Annotated in this window: 13 protein-coding genes; 3 read left to right on the top strand and 10 right to left on the bottom strand. The window is 72.4% G+C overall.

The features are described 5' to 3' along the window. Positions 1–222: 222 nt before the first annotated feature. The 7 genes from purH to BCF44_RS03160 form a co-directional block, all read right to left on the bottom strand. Positions 223–1,797: a bifunctional phosphoribosylaminoimidazolecarboxamide formyltransferase/IMP cyclohydrolase gene (gene purH, locus BCF44_RS03190; RefSeq protein ID WP_116172507.1), complete on the bottom strand. Its 1,575-nt coding sequence runs from the start codon at positions 1,795–1,797 to the stop codon at positions 223–225. After that, positions 1,794–2,417 (bottom strand): phosphoribosylglycinamide formyltransferase, encoded by a 624-nt coding sequence (purN, locus tag BCF44_RS03185; RefSeq protein ID WP_246014793.1) that lies wholly within the window; start codon positions 2,415–2,417, stop codon positions 1,794–1,796. The genes purH and purN overlap by 4 nt, the downstream gene beginning before the upstream one ends. Before the next feature lie 71 nt (positions 2,418–2,488). After that, entirely contained in the window at positions 2,489–4,009 is a 1,521-nt protein-coding gene (locus BCF44_RS03180) for a cell division protein PerM (RefSeq protein WP_116172506.1), read from the bottom strand. 105 nt (positions 4,010–4,114) lie between these two features. Beyond that, positions 4,115–4,879, bottom strand: coding sequence for a DUF5336 domain-containing protein (locus tag BCF44_RS03175; RefSeq protein ID WP_116172505.1), 765 nt, complete (start codon positions 4,877–4,879; stop codon positions 4,115–4,117). Between the two features lie 161 nt (positions 4,880–5,040). Beyond that, positions 5,041–5,928 carry a succinate--CoA ligase subunit alpha gene (sucD, locus tag BCF44_RS03170; RefSeq protein WP_116172504.1) on the bottom strand — a complete coding sequence of 296 codons (888 nt, stop codon included), beginning with the start codon at positions 5,926–5,928 and terminating at the stop codon, positions 5,041–5,043. Positions 5,929–5,931: 3 nt separating this feature from the next. Next, entirely contained in the window at positions 5,932–7,101 is a 1,170-nt protein-coding gene (gene sucC / locus BCF44_RS03165; protein WP_116172503.1) for an ADP-forming succinate--CoA ligase subunit beta, read from the bottom strand. 345 nt (positions 7,102–7,446) lie between these two features. Continuing rightward, positions 7,447–9,168 carry a hypothetical protein gene (locus BCF44_RS03160; RefSeq protein WP_147328377.1) on the bottom strand — a complete coding sequence of 574 codons (1,722 nt, stop codon included), beginning with the start codon at positions 9,166–9,168 and terminating at the stop codon, positions 7,447–7,449. 109 nt (positions 9,169–9,277) lie between these two features. Between BCF44_RS03160 and BCF44_RS03155 the strand changes: the two genes are divergently transcribed. Both BCF44_RS03155 and BCF44_RS03150 read left to right on the top strand, forming a co-directional pair. After that, positions 9,278–10,177 carry an esterase/lipase family protein gene (locus BCF44_RS03155; RefSeq protein WP_116172501.1) on the top strand — a complete coding sequence of 300 codons (900 nt, stop codon included), beginning with the start codon at positions 9,278–9,280 and terminating at the stop codon, positions 10,175–10,177. A gap of 184 nt (positions 10,178–10,361) precedes the next feature. Further along, entirely contained in the window at positions 10,362–11,165 is an 804-nt protein-coding gene (locus tag BCF44_RS03150; protein WP_116172500.1) for a M23 family metallopeptidase, read from the top strand. Here BCF44_RS03150 and BCF44_RS03145 read toward each other — a convergent pair. Beyond that, on the bottom strand, positions 11,155–11,751 hold the full coding sequence (locus BCF44_RS03145) for a LysE/ArgO family amino acid transporter (RefSeq protein ID WP_211352858.1): 597 nt from the start codon (positions 11,749–11,751) through the stop codon (positions 11,155–11,157). The genes BCF44_RS03150 and BCF44_RS03145 overlap by 11 nt on opposite strands. Positions 11,752–11,914: 163 nt before the next feature. Between BCF44_RS03145 and BCF44_RS03140 the strand changes: the two genes are divergently transcribed. Beyond that, positions 11,915–12,679, top strand: coding sequence for a MerR family transcriptional regulator (locus BCF44_RS03140; RefSeq protein WP_116172499.1), 765 nt, complete (start codon positions 11,915–11,917; stop codon positions 12,677–12,679). Here the strand turns inward: BCF44_RS03140 and BCF44_RS03135 are convergent. Both BCF44_RS03135 and BCF44_RS03130 read right to left on the bottom strand, forming a co-directional pair. Beyond that, positions 12,676–15,408: an AfsR/SARP family transcriptional regulator gene (locus tag BCF44_RS03135; RefSeq protein WP_116172498.1), complete on the bottom strand. Its 2,733-nt coding sequence runs from the start codon at positions 15,406–15,408 to the stop codon at positions 12,676–12,678. The genes BCF44_RS03140 and BCF44_RS03135 overlap by 4 nt on opposite strands. A gap of 102 nt (positions 15,409–15,510) precedes the next feature. Next, positions 15,511–16,179: a hypothetical protein gene (locus BCF44_RS03130; protein ID WP_116172497.1), complete on the bottom strand. Its 669-nt coding sequence runs from the start codon at positions 16,177–16,179 to the stop codon at positions 15,511–15,513. Positions 16,180–16,433 lie beyond the last annotated feature (254 nt).

Below are 16,433 nucleotides of genomic sequence, written 5' to 3'. Positions count from 1 at the left end.
ACCTTTCCCGACGTCGAACGTCAGGAAAGGCCCCTTCAAAGCACCGGACCGCTGGCACAGGGGGTCGCGAGGCCCCGCCGATGCTTCGCCCGCACGCCGGATTTCGATCGGCCGCCACCCGACGCACCCACGCGGAAGCCGACGCGGCCGATCGAAATCCGGCCAGGGCGAGGCATCGGCCCCCGAAGGGGCCGAGCCCCGCGCGGAACGCGCGGCAAAGATTCAGTGGGCGAAGTGGCGGGTGCCCGTCAGGTAGAGGGCGACGCCGGCCGCTTCGGCGGCGGCGATGACCTCGGCGTCGCGGACGGAGCCGCCCGGCTGCACGACGGCCTTCACGCCGGCGTCGAGCAGCACCTGAAGCCCGTCCGGGAACGGGAAGAACGCGTCGGACGCGGCGACGGAGCCCTTGGCGCGGTCGCCGGCCCGGGCGACGGCCAGCCGGGCGGCGTCGACCCGGTTGACCTGGCCCATGCCGGCGCCGACGGTGGCGCCGGCGTGCGCGAGCAGGATGGCGTTGGACTTCACGGCCCGGCAGGCCCGCCAGGCGAAGTGCAGGTCGGCGAGGGTCTCGTCGTCGACGGCGGTGCCGGTGGCCAGCGTCCACTTGGCCGGGTCGTCGCCCTCGGCCTCGATGGTGTCGACGGTCTGCATCAGCAGCCCGCCGGACACGGCCCGGAACTCGGCGCCGCCGCGCACCGGCGGCTGAGCGACCAGGATCCGGACATTCTTCTTACGCGCCAGCACGTCCACCGCACCGTCCGCATAGGACGGCGCGACCACGACCTCGGTGAAGATCTCCGCGACCTGCTCGGCCATCTCGACGGTGACCTCGCGGTTGGCGGCGATCACGCCGCCGAAGGCGCTGACCGGGTCGCAGGCGTGGGCCTTGCGGTGGGCGTCGGCGATGTCCGCCGACACGGCGATGCCGCACGGGTTGGCGTGCTTGATGATCGCCACGCACGGGTCGGTGTGGTCGTGGGCGGCGCGCCACGCGGCGTCGGCGTCCACGTAGTTGTTGTACGACATCTCCTTGCCGTGCAGCTGCTCGGCGGTGGCGAGCCCGCCGGGGCCGTGGCCGGAGACGTACAGCGCGGCCTTCTGGTGCGGGTTCTCGCCATAGCGCAGCACGGACGCGCGATCCCAGGTGGCCCCGACCCAGCCGGGGAAGTTGGAGCCGTCGTCGTCGGGGGCGAGCACGCTGCCCATCCACGACGCCACGGCCACGTCGTACGAGGCGGTGTGCCGGTACGCGGCGGCGGCCAGCCGCTGGCGGTCGGCCAGCGTGAAACCGCCGGCCCGCACGCTGTCCAGCACCCACTCGTAGCGGGCGGGGTCGACCACGACGGCGACGCTGGGGTGGTTCTTGGCGGCGGCGCGCACCATCGCCGGGCCGCCGATGTCGATCTGCTCGACGCACTCGTCCGGCGACGCGCCGGAGGCCACCGTCTGCGCGAACGGGTACAGGTTCACCACGAGCAGGTCGAACGCGGCGATGCCGAGCTCCTCGAGCTGCTTGAGGTGGTCGGGCTTGCGGGTGTCGGCCAGCAGACCGGCGTGCACGCTGGGGTGCAGCGTCTTGACCCGGCCCTCCAGCGACTCCGGGAAGCCGGTCACCTGCTCGACCGGCACCACCGGCACGCCCGCGTCGGCGATCGCCTTCGCGGTGCCGCCGGTGGAGACGATCTCCACGCCGGCCTCGTGCAACCCGGTGGCCAGCTCCAGCAGTCCGGCCTTGTCCGAAACGCCGATCAGCGCGCGGCGCACGGGACGGCGCTGCGCGGTTCCTGCCTCGGTCACGGGATGCTCACCTTTCGTCCGTGAAGGGTCCAGCCCTCGCGGGCCAGTCGGGCGACCACGTCGACCAGCAGTCGCCGCTCCACCTTTTTGATGCGTTCGTGCAGCGCGGCCTCGTCGTCGCCGACGTCGACCGGCACGGCCTCCTGGACCAGGATCGGCCCGGTGTCCACACCCCGGTCCACCAGGAACACGGTGCAGCCGGTGACCCGCACGCCGTAGGCCAGCGCGTCGCGCACCGCGTGCGCGCCGGGGAAGGCCGGCGACAGCGCCGGGTGCGAGTTGATCACCCGGTCGTCGAACCGGTCCATGAACTCCGCGCCCAGCAGCTTCATGAAGCCGGCCAGCACGATCAGGTCCGGGCGCAGCCCGTCGACCAGGTCGGCCAGCGCCTTGTCCCAGGCGGCCCGGTCGGCGTGGTCGCGCAGCTTCACGACGTGCGTCGGCACGCCGGCGCGCTCGGCGCGGGCCAGGCCTTCGATGCCGTCCCGGTCGGCGACGACGGCGACGATGTCCGCCGGGTAGTCGTCGGTCGCGGCGGCGTCCAGCAGGGCCTGCAACAGGGTGCCGGAACCGGAGACGAACACGACGACGCGGGCGCGGTGCAGAGTGCTCAGGGTCAACTCCTGGCGAGCCGGGTCACGGTCGCTGCCAGCGTAAGTGGTCGGCTCCGGGGGCTCACGCCCAGGTCCGGCTACTTGTCGTCGGCCTCGCCCGGCGAGTGATCCTCATCGCCGTCGGCCTCGGCGTCCTCGGCCGCGAGCTCCGCGTCCGCCTCGGCCTCCAGCTCGGCGACGATGTCGTCCTCGTCGTACTCGTCCTCGTCCTCGTACTCGCCGGGGTCGTATTCGTAGCTCTCTTCCTCGACGAGCTCGTCGTCCTCTTCCTCGACGTACTCGTCGTCGAGTTCCTCGGGCTCCTCCGGCTCGGATTCCGGTTCCTCGGCCGCGGGCTCGGCCGCCACGACGGCCTCGACCTCGGGCTCCGGTTCCGGCTCGGGCGCCGGTTCGGCCGTCGGCACCGGACGTCGGTTCGGCGAGGGCTTGGGACCGGCCAGCCAGGCCACCAACCCGGCCGGTACCAGCACCCAGCCCAGCGCGACCGCCCCGACCAGGCCCGCCGGCACCGTGAGGGGGCTGTAGACGGCGCCGCCGAGCCGTCCACCGGACAGCGCCGCCAGCAGGAACGCCACCGCGCCGACCACCGCCGCCGCGACCAGGACGCCACGGAGCCGGGCCGCCGGCCGCGGCGCGATCCGTCGGCATGCCCAGCCCAGGAACACGCCCACCGCGAGCGGCGCGAGCATCAGGCCGAGCAGCAGCCGGCTCTGGTGTGTCGGCAGCGCGGCGAACAGCGGCACCGCCGGCACCTTGGCGGCGGTCAGGTGCAGCGGTGCGATCGAGAAGGCGCCCATGGTGAAGCCGGGGCCCATGGCGAAAGCCAGCGCCGCGACGATGGCGTTGGGCAGGTATCCGATCGTCAGCAGCAGCATGCCGAACTGGCTGCCCGGGTCGGCGCCGCTCTGCTCGAACATCGCGGTCGCCGTCGTCCAGTGCAGGCCCAGGCCGAGCGCCAGCACCAGCGCGCCGGCCGCGGCCATCGCCGCGACGCCGATCACGCCGGCGCGCAGGCCTCGGACGACCACCGCGTCCACCCGCGACAGCGCCGCGTCCAGCAGGCAGCAGCGTCGCGCCACGCCGACCGTCGCCGCCAACGCCGACAGCGCGCCGCAGCCGAAGAACGCCGCCGGCGGACTGGCCGTCACGGGGCCGCTGTTACCCAGCACCAGCGCGATCGTCATGCCGACGACCGCGTGCGCCCCCGCGATCGGGAAGACGATCAGGCGAGCCTGCGTCGGCTCGTGCAGGTGCAGCCGCGCCGCACCTCGCCCGGCCGCACGGGCGACCATCAGCATCAGCAGCGCCGTCGGCAGCAGCGGCAGCACCGCGAGCGAATGCGCGCCGAGGCCCAGCGGCACGTGGTGCGCCGCCAGCCAGCCCGGGATCGCCGCGAGCAGCACCGCCGGCACGGACAGCTGGGTGCTGGACGCCGTCGCGACCACCACCGCGATCAGCGACGCGACCGCCGCGTAACCGCCGACGATCGGCGCGACCGCGGCGTACGCCAGCACGCGCACCCGGCCGGGGCGGGACCGCGACGTACGCCTCGCGGGCGGCGCGGCGGGCCGGTGTTCGGTGGACTGGATGACCGGCACGATCTCACTCTCGCATCAACGCCGTGTCGTCAGAGTGATCGCCACGCAGTGAAGGGCCCCAACCTGGACGTTGAACGTGAGGATGGGGCCCTTCCTGACACGCACTCAGCTCTGGGGCGGGGCGGTGAAGCCGCTGGGCGGGGTGCCGGGCTGCTGGCCCTGCTGCTGGCCGCCCTGGCCCTGACCCGGCTGGACCGGGCCGCTGAACTGGCCGGGGTGGGACATGAACTGGGTCGGCTGCGGCGCGGGCGGCTGCTGCGGCTGCTGGGGAGCGCCGAACTGCCCCTGGCCCGGCTGCCCCTGCTGGCCCTGACCCGGCTGCGGCACGACCTGGGTGGTCTGGCCGGGCTGACCGAAGCCGGCGAAGGGGCCGCCGGGCTGGCCGGGCTGCGGCTGCGGGAAGCCGCCGGTCTGCGGGCTCCACTGGCCGGGCTGCGGCGGCTGGAACGGCTTGGGCGCCGGCGCGGTGACGATGCCGGTCTCGACGAGGTAGCCGCCGACGGCGGCAGCGGCGGTCAGCACGCCGAGCACCAGCAGCAGCCACGCGCCCCACGACGTGGACGAGGTGGTGAACACCGTGAACAGCAACGCCAGCGTGACGGCGACGGCGACGAGGCCGGGCTGGATGCCGGGCTTGACCGGCTTGGGCAGCAGGACCTGCGCGGACAGGCCGCCGGCCAGCAGGTACAGCGCGGGGATCCAGCCCAGGCCGCCGGAGTACGTCGACACCAGCGGGTTGAACGAGAAGAAGCCGGCCACGAGCACGAGCACCGACAGCCCCGCGGCGGCCATGTGCAGGAGCTTGTCGAGCTCCTGGGTCGCCGCCGGCTTGGCCGGGGTCGGTGCGGGACCACCGGTGGGGAAGGTCATGAGGGTGCTCTCCCTTGGTCTGGACAGCGCGTCGGTGAAAACGCTATCGGATTCACTCGGTAGGACGTACTCCGACCACGACGGGTTCTGACGGATCGGCTGAGAAACAGCTGTGGGGCGGCCCGCAGCAGCGGACCGCCCCACAACCACACCACAGAAACTCAGAGCGCGGCGATGATCTCCCGCATGAGCTGGGCGGTCTCGCTCGGCGTCTTGCCGACCTTGACGCCCGCGGCCTCCAGGGCCTCCTTCTTGGCGGCCGCGGTGCCGGCGGAGCCGGACACGATCGCGCCCGCGTGGCCCATGGTCTTGCCCTCGGGCGCGGTGAAGCCGGCGACGTAGCCGACGACCGGCTTGGTGACGTTGGCCTTGATGTAGGCCGCGGCCCGCTCCTCGGCGTCGCCGCCGATCTCGCCGATCATCACGATCGCGGCGGTCTCGGGGTCGTTCTGGAACGCCTCGAGCGCGTCGATGTGGGTGGTGCCGATGACCGGGTCGCCGCCGATGCCGATGGCGCTGGAGAAGCCGAACTCCCGCAGCTCGTACATCATCTGGTACGTCAGCGTGCCGGACTTGGAGACCAGGCCGATCTTGCCCGGGCCGGCGATGTCGGCCGGGATGATGCCGGCGTTGGACTTGCCGGGGCTGATGATGCCGGGGCAGTTCGGGCCGATGATCCGGGTCTTGTTGCCGGTGGCCACGGCGTGCGCCCAGAACGCGGCGGTGTCGTGCACCGGGATGCCCTCGGTGATCACCACGGCCAGGCCGATGCCCGAGTCGATGGCCTCGATCACGGCCGCCTTGGTGAAGGCCGGCGGCACGAACACGACGGTGACGTCGGCGCCGGTGGCCTCGATGGCCTCCGCGACCGTGCCGAACACCGGCACGACCTGGCCGTCGAAGTCGACCTTCTCGCCGGCCTTGCGCGGGTTCACGCCGCCGACGATGTTGGTGCCCGAGGCGAGCATGCGCTTGGTGTGCTTCATGCCCTCGGAGCCGGTCATGCCCTGGACGATGACCTTGCTGTCCGCGGTGAGGAAGATCGCCACCGGTCACACCCCCGCAGCTGCGAGCTCGGCGGCCTTGTCGGCCGCGTTGTCCATCGTGTCCACCACGGTCACCAGCGGGTGGTTCGCCTCGGCGAGGATGCGGCGACCCTCGTCGACGTTGTTGCCGTCCAGCCGGACGACCAGCGGCTTGGTGGCCTCGTCGCCGAGGATCTCCAGCGCCTTGACGATGCCGGTGGCGACCGCGTCGCACGCGGTGATGCCGCCGAACACGTTCACGAAGACCGACTTCACGTCGGGGTCGTGCAGGATGATGTCCAGGCCGTTGGCCATCACCTCGGCGGACGCGCCGCCGCCGATGTCCAGGAAGTTGGCCGGCTTGACGCCCTTGTGCTTCTCGCCGGCGTAGGCGACGACGTCCAGCGTGGACATGACCAGACCGGCGCCGTTGCCGATGATGCCGACCTGGCCGTCCAGCTTCACGTAGTTGAGGTGCTTGGCCTTGGCCTTGGCCTCCAGCGGGTCCTCGGCCTCGTGGTCGACCAGCTCGGCGTGGGTGCCGTGGCGGAACGCCGCGTTCTCGTCGAGGGTGACCTTGCCGTCCAGCGCGACGATCTTGCCCTGCGGGTCCCGGACCAGCGGGTTGACCTCGACCAGCGTGGCGTCCTCGCTGACGAACGTCTCCCACAGCTTCACCAGCACGTCGGCCACCTGGTCGGCGACCTCGGCCGGGAACTTGCCGGCGGCGACGATCTCGTCGGCCTTGGCCCGGTCCACGCCCGTGATGGCGTCGACGGGGATCTTGGCCAGCGCCTCGGGGCGCTCCACGGCCAGCTGCTCGATCTCCATGCCGCCCTCGGCGGAGGCCATCGCCAGGAAGGTGCGGTTGGCCCGGTCGAGCAGGAAGGAGACGTAGTACTCCTCGGCGATGTCCGAGGCGGGGGTCACCAGCACCTTGCGGGTGATGTGGCCCTTGATGTCCAGCCCGAGGATGGCCTCGGCCTTGGCCTGCGCGTCGTCGGCGGTGTCGGCCAGCTTGACGCCGCCGGCCTTGCCGCGGCCGCCGGTCTTGACCTGCGCCTTGACGACGACGGTCTGACCCAGCTGCTCGGCGATCGCACGGGCTTCCGCGGGGGTGGCAGCCACGGAGCCCGGCAGCACCGGTACTCCGTGGGCGGCGAAGAGGTCCTTCGCCTGGTACTCGTACAGGTCCACTCGGGTCTCCTGCGACGTCGGTGTCGGACGTGGCCGCGCGCTAGGTCAATGGGGCGATCAACACCCGAGGAAAACCACTGGACAACGGCCTCGCCCGACCCTATCGGCCTGCGGAACCACGCGCGCACGCGGGAGCGGTGAGGTCGCTTACAACGACCGTGAGGTCAGTCACGGTGTTGGATGGCGCTCGCTTCGCTCGCGCGGCTCGGCCCCCGGGTAGCCGACGCCTCGCCCTTGCTGGATTTCGATCGGCCACATCGGCTTCGTGGGTGGTGCGGTGGGTGGTGGCCGATCGAAATCCAGCTACCGGGCGAAGCGTCGGCGGGGCCTCGCGAAGGCTCGGGGTCAGGTGGTCGAATCGGGCTTTCCGGACATTGCCAGCACGGCGGCCACGACCAGGACCACGGCGCAGGCGATGGCCAGCCACGTGCCGAGCGCGGGGCCCGAGCCGGCGACGCGGCCGCCGGCGACGACGAACTCCAGCGCCCGGACGACAGCCACCCCGGCAGCGCCGAACAGCAGCGCGGCGCCCCGGGACGGCCGGGACCGGGCGGCCAGCACGGCGGCGACGATCACGGCCACCAGCGCGACGACCGAGCCGGTCGAGGCGATCCGGAACGTCCACAGGCCGGCCGACTCGTAGTCCGGACCGGTCACGGTCGGGAAGCCGAAGGCGCCGACGGCCAGCAGCGCGACCACCAGCGCGAGCCAGCCGAGCACCGGCCGACTCTCCAGTTCGGACAGGTCGACGTCCTCCCGCTCCAGCGCGCCGGCCAGCGTCGCGACGATCACGGCGACCAGGGCCAGCAGCAGCGCCAGCGCCCCGAACCAGACGCCGGGGCCGGGCGTGGCCTTGCTGGTGATCACGCCGGTCGCCGACAGCACGGTGTCGAAACCGCTGGCTACGGCCAGCGCGATGCCGGCACAGGCGACGGAGAACGCGGGCCGCAGGCGGGCCGCCCAGCCGGGCACCACCAGGCCGACGGCAAGCACGCCGACCAGCACGCTCGCCGGCAGCAGCAGGCGGATGCCGTAGTTCTCGGGGACCGCGGCGCCGTCGGGCAGGGACAGCAGCGGCAGCGCCACCGCGATCAGCCCTGACACGGCCGCGACCAGGCCGACGATGCCGGCCACCAGGTGCAGATTGCGGCGGCTGGGCAGGTCGACGTCCTCGTCGAGGGACGGTTCCTGCCGTCCGACCGACACGAACGCGAACGGCACCAGCAGCGCGATACCGACCAGGGCGATCCACGGCCCGGCCGACGGGTGCAGCACGGGGATCACGTAGCCGGCGACGGCCGGCGGCAGCCCGACCACCAGCGCGGCCAGCCCGATGCCGACGATGCCGCCGCGGACCGTGTCGGCGTCGCCGGAGCTGGCCGCGACGGCCGCGCCGACCGGCATGGCCAGCGCCACCAGCAGGCCGCCGACCAGGGTCAGCGTCGGCGAGTCGAACACGCCGTCGGCCGGCAGCAGCGGGTCGGTGGACGAGAACGGGGCCATCACCAGGCCGATCGCCACCAGCAGGCCGAGCCCGGCCGCGCCGACGACCAGGCCGCGGCGCGGCTCCTCGTCGGCCGGGCGGTCGCGGTCCAGGGCCAGCACGCCGGCCACCACCGTGACGGCGAAACCCGTGATGAGCAGCCACAACCCGATCGACGCGCTCGGCGGCACCGTGCCGGACACGACGACGAGGTCCGGCCGGGACACCCGGCTGGCGTCGACGGCCAGCTGCACGGCGGCGACCGCGCGGCCAACGGACACGGCGGCGAACACCGCCAGCAGCGCGCTCGCGGCGGCGGGACGCCGGTTGCCGACGAAGATCGCGGCGGCGATGGGCGGCAGCAGCGCCAGCACGGCCGCCAGCGGCCAGGAGGTGTAGCCGGCGGGGGCACTGACCACACCCATGACCAGGCCGACGATCTGGAGCACGGCGCCGGCGGCGGCCACGGCGATCGCCGGGCGTAGGCCCAGATCCAGCGGCTCCGGTTCGTTTTCCGGCTCGGCGGAACGGGCATTCCGCCGGTCCGCGAGTCGTGGGCGCAGGGACCTCGGCCGCTCACTCACGGGGGCGACCCTACAACGTGGCACGAAGGGGCACGGTGTAGCGAGGAGATGACTAATCGTGAACTGGTATGTATCGCAAAAGTTGCACAGTTAATTTACCGTCACACGTATGGGTAACGGTGTGCTCGGTCGACTGGCCAGCACCCTACGGGGTGTTGCCGTCGAATCGGCATGGCTGGCCGCGCACGCCGCACTCTACCCCTGGGGCGCGATGGCGGAACGCCTCCACCCGGACGGGCCCTACTTCCACTACCGGACCGACGCACTGTCGCCGCGGGCGCGCGGGTTGCTGGTTTCGGCGATGGACGCGGCGGGCACCCCGATCCTGCTGCTGCACGGAATAGGTGACAACCGGTCCGTGTTCGCCGTGTTGGGAGCCGCGCTGCGCCGACGGGGTTTCGGGGTGGTGCACGCGGTGAACTACAGCGTGCTCACGGCCGTAACAGGCGACGTGCGGACCGCCGCCTCGATGTTCGGGGAACAAGTCGAGCAGGTCTGCCAGCTGACCGGGTCGGACCGGGTGCATGTGGTGGGGCACTCGCTCGGCGGCCTGATCGCCCGCTACTACGTCCAGCGCCGGGGCGGGGACGAGCGGGTGGACACGCTGGTCACGCTGGGCACGCCGCATCGGGGCACGGTGGCGGCGTACCTGCTGCCGACCGGGCTGGCGCGGCAGTTGCGGCCGGGGTCGCAGCTGCTGGCGGAGCTGGACGAGCCGGCGCCGGACTGCGGTACGAGGTTCGTGTCGGTCTGGACGCCGAGCGACCAGATCGTGCTGCCGCAGTCCAATGCCCGGCTGACCCACCCGGACCTGGCGATCGAGGAACACTGCCTACGTGATGTCGGTCACTGGGCGCTGCCGGTGGATTCCCGTGCATCACGACTCGTCGCCGACTGCCTCGTTCGCGTGCACGGCAATCCGCCCGAACGGGCTACCAGCGAGTACACCCCCCTGCGCACATTGCCGATCACTCACGGTCATAGCGCCTCCTCGGAGCTGTCGAGCTGAAACCCGTTCGAGCGAGGCCCCCAGTCAGGGCTTGCCCCTAGGGGATCGACTTCGTTACCTTCTCGCGGTCCGTTGTCACGGTCTGATCACGTACGCGACACGCGGCCGCCACCCCGAAAGTGGCCGCCCGGGAACCCCGCCCGGCTCGCAGTGACGCAGGCTCCCCGAGGCGGAAGGGCAGGCTTTGACGCAGTACCGCTCCCCCGGCGGCTCGAAACGCACGACCGCGCCAACCCCGAGGCGCACCGAGCAAGGCGAGACCACGCGTGCCCGTGGCTCCCACCGGCTTCCCCCGCCCCCGTCGGCCCTGCGTGGCCGCGTCGCCGTCGCCGCTGTCGCGATCGGCGCCTTCACCGCCGCCGCCTACGGCGGCACGCTGACCCCCGCGCACTCCACCGACGGCGTCAAGCCCCTTGCCGACGCCCGCGAGGCCAATGCCGCCTTCGGCATCGGCGGCGACACCGTCGGCGGCGCCCCCGAGGTGCTGCCGATCGTGCGCGGCGTGGACGCCGCCAGCGAGGCGCAGAAGCTGACCGCCACCGAGAAGGTCAGCGCCGACATGGCCGCGGCCCAGGCGGCCGCCGACGCCGAGGCGCACCGCCCGCTGTTCGTCAGGCCCGCCGAGGGCGTGTTCACGTCCGGCTTCGGCGGCCGCTGGGGCGCGTTCCACTACGGCGTGGACATCGCCAACGTGATGGACACCCCGATCGTGGCCGCCGCCGACGGCGTGGTCATCGACGCCGGCCCGGCCTCCGGCTTCGGCCTGTGGGTCCGCGTCCGGCTGGCCGACGGCACCATCAACGTGTACGGCCACATGGACACCTTCTCCGTGCACGTCGGCCAGCACGTGCAGGCCGGCGAGCAGATCGCCAAGATGGGCGACCGCGGCGAGTCCACCGGCGTGCACCTGCACTTCGAGGTCTGGGACCCGTCCGGCAAGAAGATCAACCCGCTCCCGTGGCTCAACGCCAGGGGAATCACCCTCTGAGCAGGAGGGTGACCGCCAGCGCGGTGATCACGCCGCTGGACGCCAGCGAGGTGGCCAGCCGGCCGCGTGGACCCGTGAGCACGCGGCCCAGCAGCGCGCCGCCGCCGGCCAGCAGGGCTTGCCAGCTCGCCGAGGCGGCGAACGCTGCCAGCACGAACACGACGCCGTCGTCGCTGCTCGGGCCGGCCAGGACCAGCGCGGTGAAGTAGATCAGCGTGATCGGGTTGAGCATCGTGACGCCCAGCAGCACGAGATAGGCCCGCGCCGGGTTCGTGAGGTCCCGGTCGACCGCGTCCGGCCGTCGCCACGCCCTGATCGCGCCGCGGACCGCCAGGACGACCAGCGCGCCGGCCGAGATCCAGTGCAGTGGGACCGTGATCGGCGCGATGAGCGGCGCGAGGGCCGAGCCGCCGAGGGTGGAGATCAGCGCGTACAGGCCGTCTGCGGTGGCGACGCCCAGGGCGGCGGTCAGGCCGACCCTGAGCGAGGTCCGCGCAGTGAGGGCCACCAGATAGGTCGCGACGGCGCCGACCGGCATGGCGATGCCATAGCCGGCGACGAGCCCGGCGACCAGCGCGGCGCTCACGTGCCGAGCGGGCTCGCCCCTCCCGGACGGCGCTGCTGCCGACCCCGCCCCGCGACAGCAGAGTAGGGGGTCGTCAGCGCGGCGCGAGTGGTCATGGGCCCAGTGTCGATGGCGAGGCAAACGAATTTGACCCCGACGTGACGTCAGGGTTCACAGTGTCGGCATGGCAGACGACTACACCGTGAGCGCGGCGGCCGAGCTGGTTGGGGTGTCGGTGCGCACGCTGCACCACTACGACCAGATCGGCCTGGTCCGGCCGGGCAACCGGAGCAACGCCGGCTACCGGCTCTACTCCGACGCCGATCTCCGGCGCTTGCACCGGGTGGTGTTCTACCGCGAGCTGGGCCTGGAGCTCGGCGAGATCGCGGAGATCCTGGCCGACCGGGACGTGGACCACCTCGGCCGGCAGCGGGAGCTGCTCGTGGCACGGATCTCCCACTACGAAGCCATGTTGACGGTGATCGACCGCGAACTGGCCGCGCGGGCCGCCGGCATCGCGCTCACACCGAGGGAGCGGCGGGAGGTGTTCGGGCAGGACTTCGTCGCGCATGCCGAGCAGGCCCGCCGGGAATGGGGCGACAGCAAGGAATTCGTGCAACGGCAGCAGCGCACCGCCACCTACACCCAGGACGACTGGCAGCGGCTGCGCGAGGAACTCGCTGCCATCAATGGGAAACTGGCCGAGGCCGTGGGCGACGGCACGCCGGCGACCGACATCAAAGCCATGGACCTGGCCGAGGAACTCCGGCTGCACACCGACCGCTGGTTCCACGACTGCGACCACGACACCCATCGCGGACTCGCCGTGCACTACAAGGAGAATCGCCGCAGCGGCCGCAACTACGACGACATGGCGCCGGGCCTGTCCCGGTACGTGCACGACGCCATCGTCGCCAATGCCGAGCGACACCGGTCCACAGTGGACTAACTGGCCTCCGCCTTCGCGGCGGCCAGTCCCAGCAGGCCCTGATCGACGGCGTGGCGGTGGCCGATCCGGCGGGCGATCGCCACCGCGTCGGCGAAGGCGGCGACGGACTCGTCGTGCCGGCCCAACGCCAGCAGCGTGCCGCCGAGATCCTGCAACACCGTGTTCTGCGCGTAGAGATCCCCGAGCTGACGGAAGATCGTCAGCGCCGAGCGGCAGCAGTCCAGGGCGTGCTGCAACTCGCCCAGTTCCAGGTACGTCTCGCCCAGGCCGCGCAGCAGATCGCCCTCGTGCCAACGACTTCCGGCGATCCGGGCCAGCCCCAGCGCCCGCCGGTAGTGGGCCAGCGCGTCGCCGATCATGCCGCTGCCGCGGTACGCCTCGGCGAGATTGCTCAGGGTGCTCATCTCCCGGTGGGTGTCCTCCGGCCCGTACTCGACGACCGGCATCCGCTTGAGCGCGGCGGTGGCGTCGGCCGGCCGGCCCAGGTGCGCGCTGGCGGCGGCGATGCAGCTCTGGGCCAGCGCCTCGCCGATGGGGTCGCCCATGGCGCGAGCGGCGGCGGCCGACACCCGGGAGAAGGCGATGAGCTGGTCGAAGTCGCGGCGCAGCCGGTGGTACTCCCACGCCACCACGCCGAGCCGCCACGCCGCGAGGTGCCGGCCGGTCTCCCCGGCCAGCCGGTCCAGCGCGCCGAGGTTCTCGTTCTCGGTGTCGAACCATTGCAGCGCCTGGAGATAGCCGGCGAACGGCAGCGGCGCGCAGTCCCGGGGCGGGTTGCCGATGGGCATGTCGTTGGCCTGCCCGCGCAGCCCGTTGTCGGCGTTGCTGGCCGTGTAGACGTACCAGTCGGTCATCCGCGCCACCGCCTGCGACCGGTCGCGCTCGTCCTCGCCCTGCTCGACCTCCTCGGCGGCGTACACCCGGAGCAGGTCGTGCAGCCGGTACCGGTCGCGATCGACCTCGCCGAGCAGGTGCCGGTCGGTCAGGTCGGTGAGCACCCGACGGGTCATCGGCACCGGCAGCCCGGTCAGCGCGGCGGCGGCCGGCGTGCTGAACTCCGCGCCGGGGTGCAACCCCAGCAGGCGGAACACGCGGGCGGCGTCCGGCTTCAGCGCGTGGTACGACCACGAGAACACCGCTCGGACGGCGGTCGACTCATCGTCGTCGGGGGCGAGCACGTCCAGCCGGTCCCGCTCGTTGGACAGGTCGCCGGCCAGGTCGGACATCATCAGGTGCGGGTGGGTCGCGGCCCGGTCGCCGGCGATGCGCAGCGCCAGCGGCAGGTTGCCGCACAGCCGCACCAGGTCGGCGACGGCCTGGGGCTCGGCGTCCACCCGTCGGCGGCCGAGCATTCCGACCATCAGGCGGACGGAGTCGTCGGTGCTGAGCACGTCCAGCGTGATCCGGCGGGCGCCGTCGCGGGCGACCAGGCCGGACAGCCGGTTCCGGCTGGTGACGATCACCGCGCAGGACGGCGAGCCGGGCAGCAGCGGCCGCACCTGGTCGGTGCTCGCGGCGTTGTCCAGCACGACCAGAATGCGCTTGCCGGCGACCATGCTGCGGTACATGCCGGCCTGGTCGTCGAGGTCGGCGGGCACCTGCCGGGCCGGCACGCCGAGGCCCCGCAACAGATAGCCCAGGGCGTCCACCGGCATCAGCGGCGGCAGCTTCGGGTCGAAGCCGCGGAGGTTGACGTAGAGCTGCCCGTCCGGGAACCGGTCGGTGATGCGGTGCGCGTAGTGCACGGCCAGGGCCGTCTTGCCGATGCCACCGGCGCCGTCGATCGCAGAGATCAGCACCGAGTTGGACGTCTCGTCGAGGAAACGATCGAGCTCGGCGATCTCCGCGGCGCGGCCGGTGAAGCCGGGCACGTCGTGCGGCAGCTGGGCCGGCACGGGGCCGGCGGCCGGCTCGGCGGCTGGCGCGGCCGGCTGCGGCGCGGCCAGCTCCGGGTCGTTGCGCAGGATCTTGCCGTGCAGCCGGCGCAGCTCCGGGGACGGCTCGATGGCCAGCTCCTCGGCCAGCACCCGGCGCGCGTCCTGGTAGGCCTCCAGGGCGTCGGCCTGCCGGCCGCAGCGGTAGAGGGTGATCATCAGCAGCCCGCGCAGCCGCTCCCACAGCGGGTGCTCGCGCACCAGCGCCGGGAGCTCCGCGGCCAGGTCGTGGTGCCGGCCGAGGTCCAGCATCAGGCTGGCCCGCTCCTCGATCACCAGCAGCCGCAGCTCGTTCAGCCGGGGCCGCTCCTGCTCCACGTACGGGCAGGACAGGCCGTCGAACGGGGTGCCGCGGAACAGGCCCAGCGCCGCGTCCAGCTCGCCGGCGGCCTGGTCGAGGCGGCCCTCGCCGCGCAGCCGGCGGGCCCGGTCCCGGTGCGTGTTCAACGCGGTGACGTCGAGGTTCTCGGGCTCCATCCGGAGCAGGTAGCCGGGGCCGGCGTTGACCAGCAGGGTGGACGGCGCCCGATGCGTCCGGTTCGGCTCCAGGGCGCGGCGCAGGCCCGCCACGTAGGTGTGCACGCTGCCCTCGGCGCTGGCCGGCGCCTGGTCGCCCCACAGCGCCGTGATCAGCTCCGACCGGCCGACCATCCGGTTCGGGCTGAGCGCGAGCAGGCCGAACAGCGCACGTTGCATCGGCGCGCCCAGCTCCAACTCGCGGTCCCCGACCCATCCCCGCACCGGGCCCAGCAGGGCGACCCGGAGGGCGGAACCGAAGACATCGTTGTCGGACATCCAGCTTCCTCCCCAGCCCGGCCGGGCCCTTGGGCTGACCGGGGTCGTACCCCCGGCGTCATTCTTCCTGGTACACGGGCGAGAGGGAACAGACGCAGCGCGTCAAGGTGTGATTTGGTCCACATTTGACGTCTGGCAGGTCCACAACAGCGTGCCGTTCCGCCTGACCGTCAGCTGATATGCAGCCAGCCGCGCCCCGACCGGATAGGCCTCGACCTGAGGCGCCGGCTCGCCCACCGCGGCCAGCGCCTGCTGCGTGCGGGCGGTCAGCGCCACCACATCGACCTGCTCGCCGGCCTGGACCAGGTAGACCCGCTTCGGCGTGGGCCAGGGCGAGCCGTCGATCGGCATCCGCCAGGCTCGCCAGACGCCGTGCACGCCGGGATAGCCGCCGGCGGCCGACACCGCCGCCTCGTCCACACGGTCGTCGCCGGACCAGCCGCCGTCCACGAAGGTGAACGGCAGCGTCGGCGGCCAGCGGGCCGGCTCGATGCCACGGATTGCGACAGGATCATGACCGCCCGTCACCAACGCGTCGACCAATGCGCGGTGATGCTGGGCCGTCACCGGAACGTGTAGATGGACAACTGCGAAGGAAACTGCCCTCGCGACGTCGAGGCAGCGGCCCTCGGCGAGCCAGAAGCGGGCGGCGGTGAGCAGTTCGTCGGACAGATGGCCGGCACACGCGGCAAGAACATCGGCGAGTTCGGGCAGTCTTGCCCTTTCGGCGGTGGTCCGGGAGTGCGTGGCGGCGGCATCCTCGACGACCAACAGGCTCCTCCTGCTCGCGCGGGGGACTGCGGGCCAGCCTACTGGAGACGATCCCAGGTCAACCAGGAACTTCCCAGGCCCCGCGGCCGAGATGGTGTCCGGAAATAGAGAACTGGTGCCCGTTCTTACCTTGTTCAGCTCGCCCGATCGGGTGGACTTCGACAAAACCGCTGGTCAGGACTTTCTCTACGACATGGAGGCGTCGTGAAGATCCTCTGAAGAAGGTCGTTGCACAGTGTGTTCCTGGGGGTACA

It is taken from the genome of Kutzneria buriramensis (assembly GCF_003387475.1).
Classification (GTDB): domain Bacteria; phylum Actinomycetota; class Actinomycetes; order Mycobacteriales; family Pseudonocardiaceae; genus Kutzneria; species Kutzneria buriramensis.
Note: the sequence above shows the minus strand (reverse complement) of the source record. Positions and strands in the feature narration are given on the sequence as shown.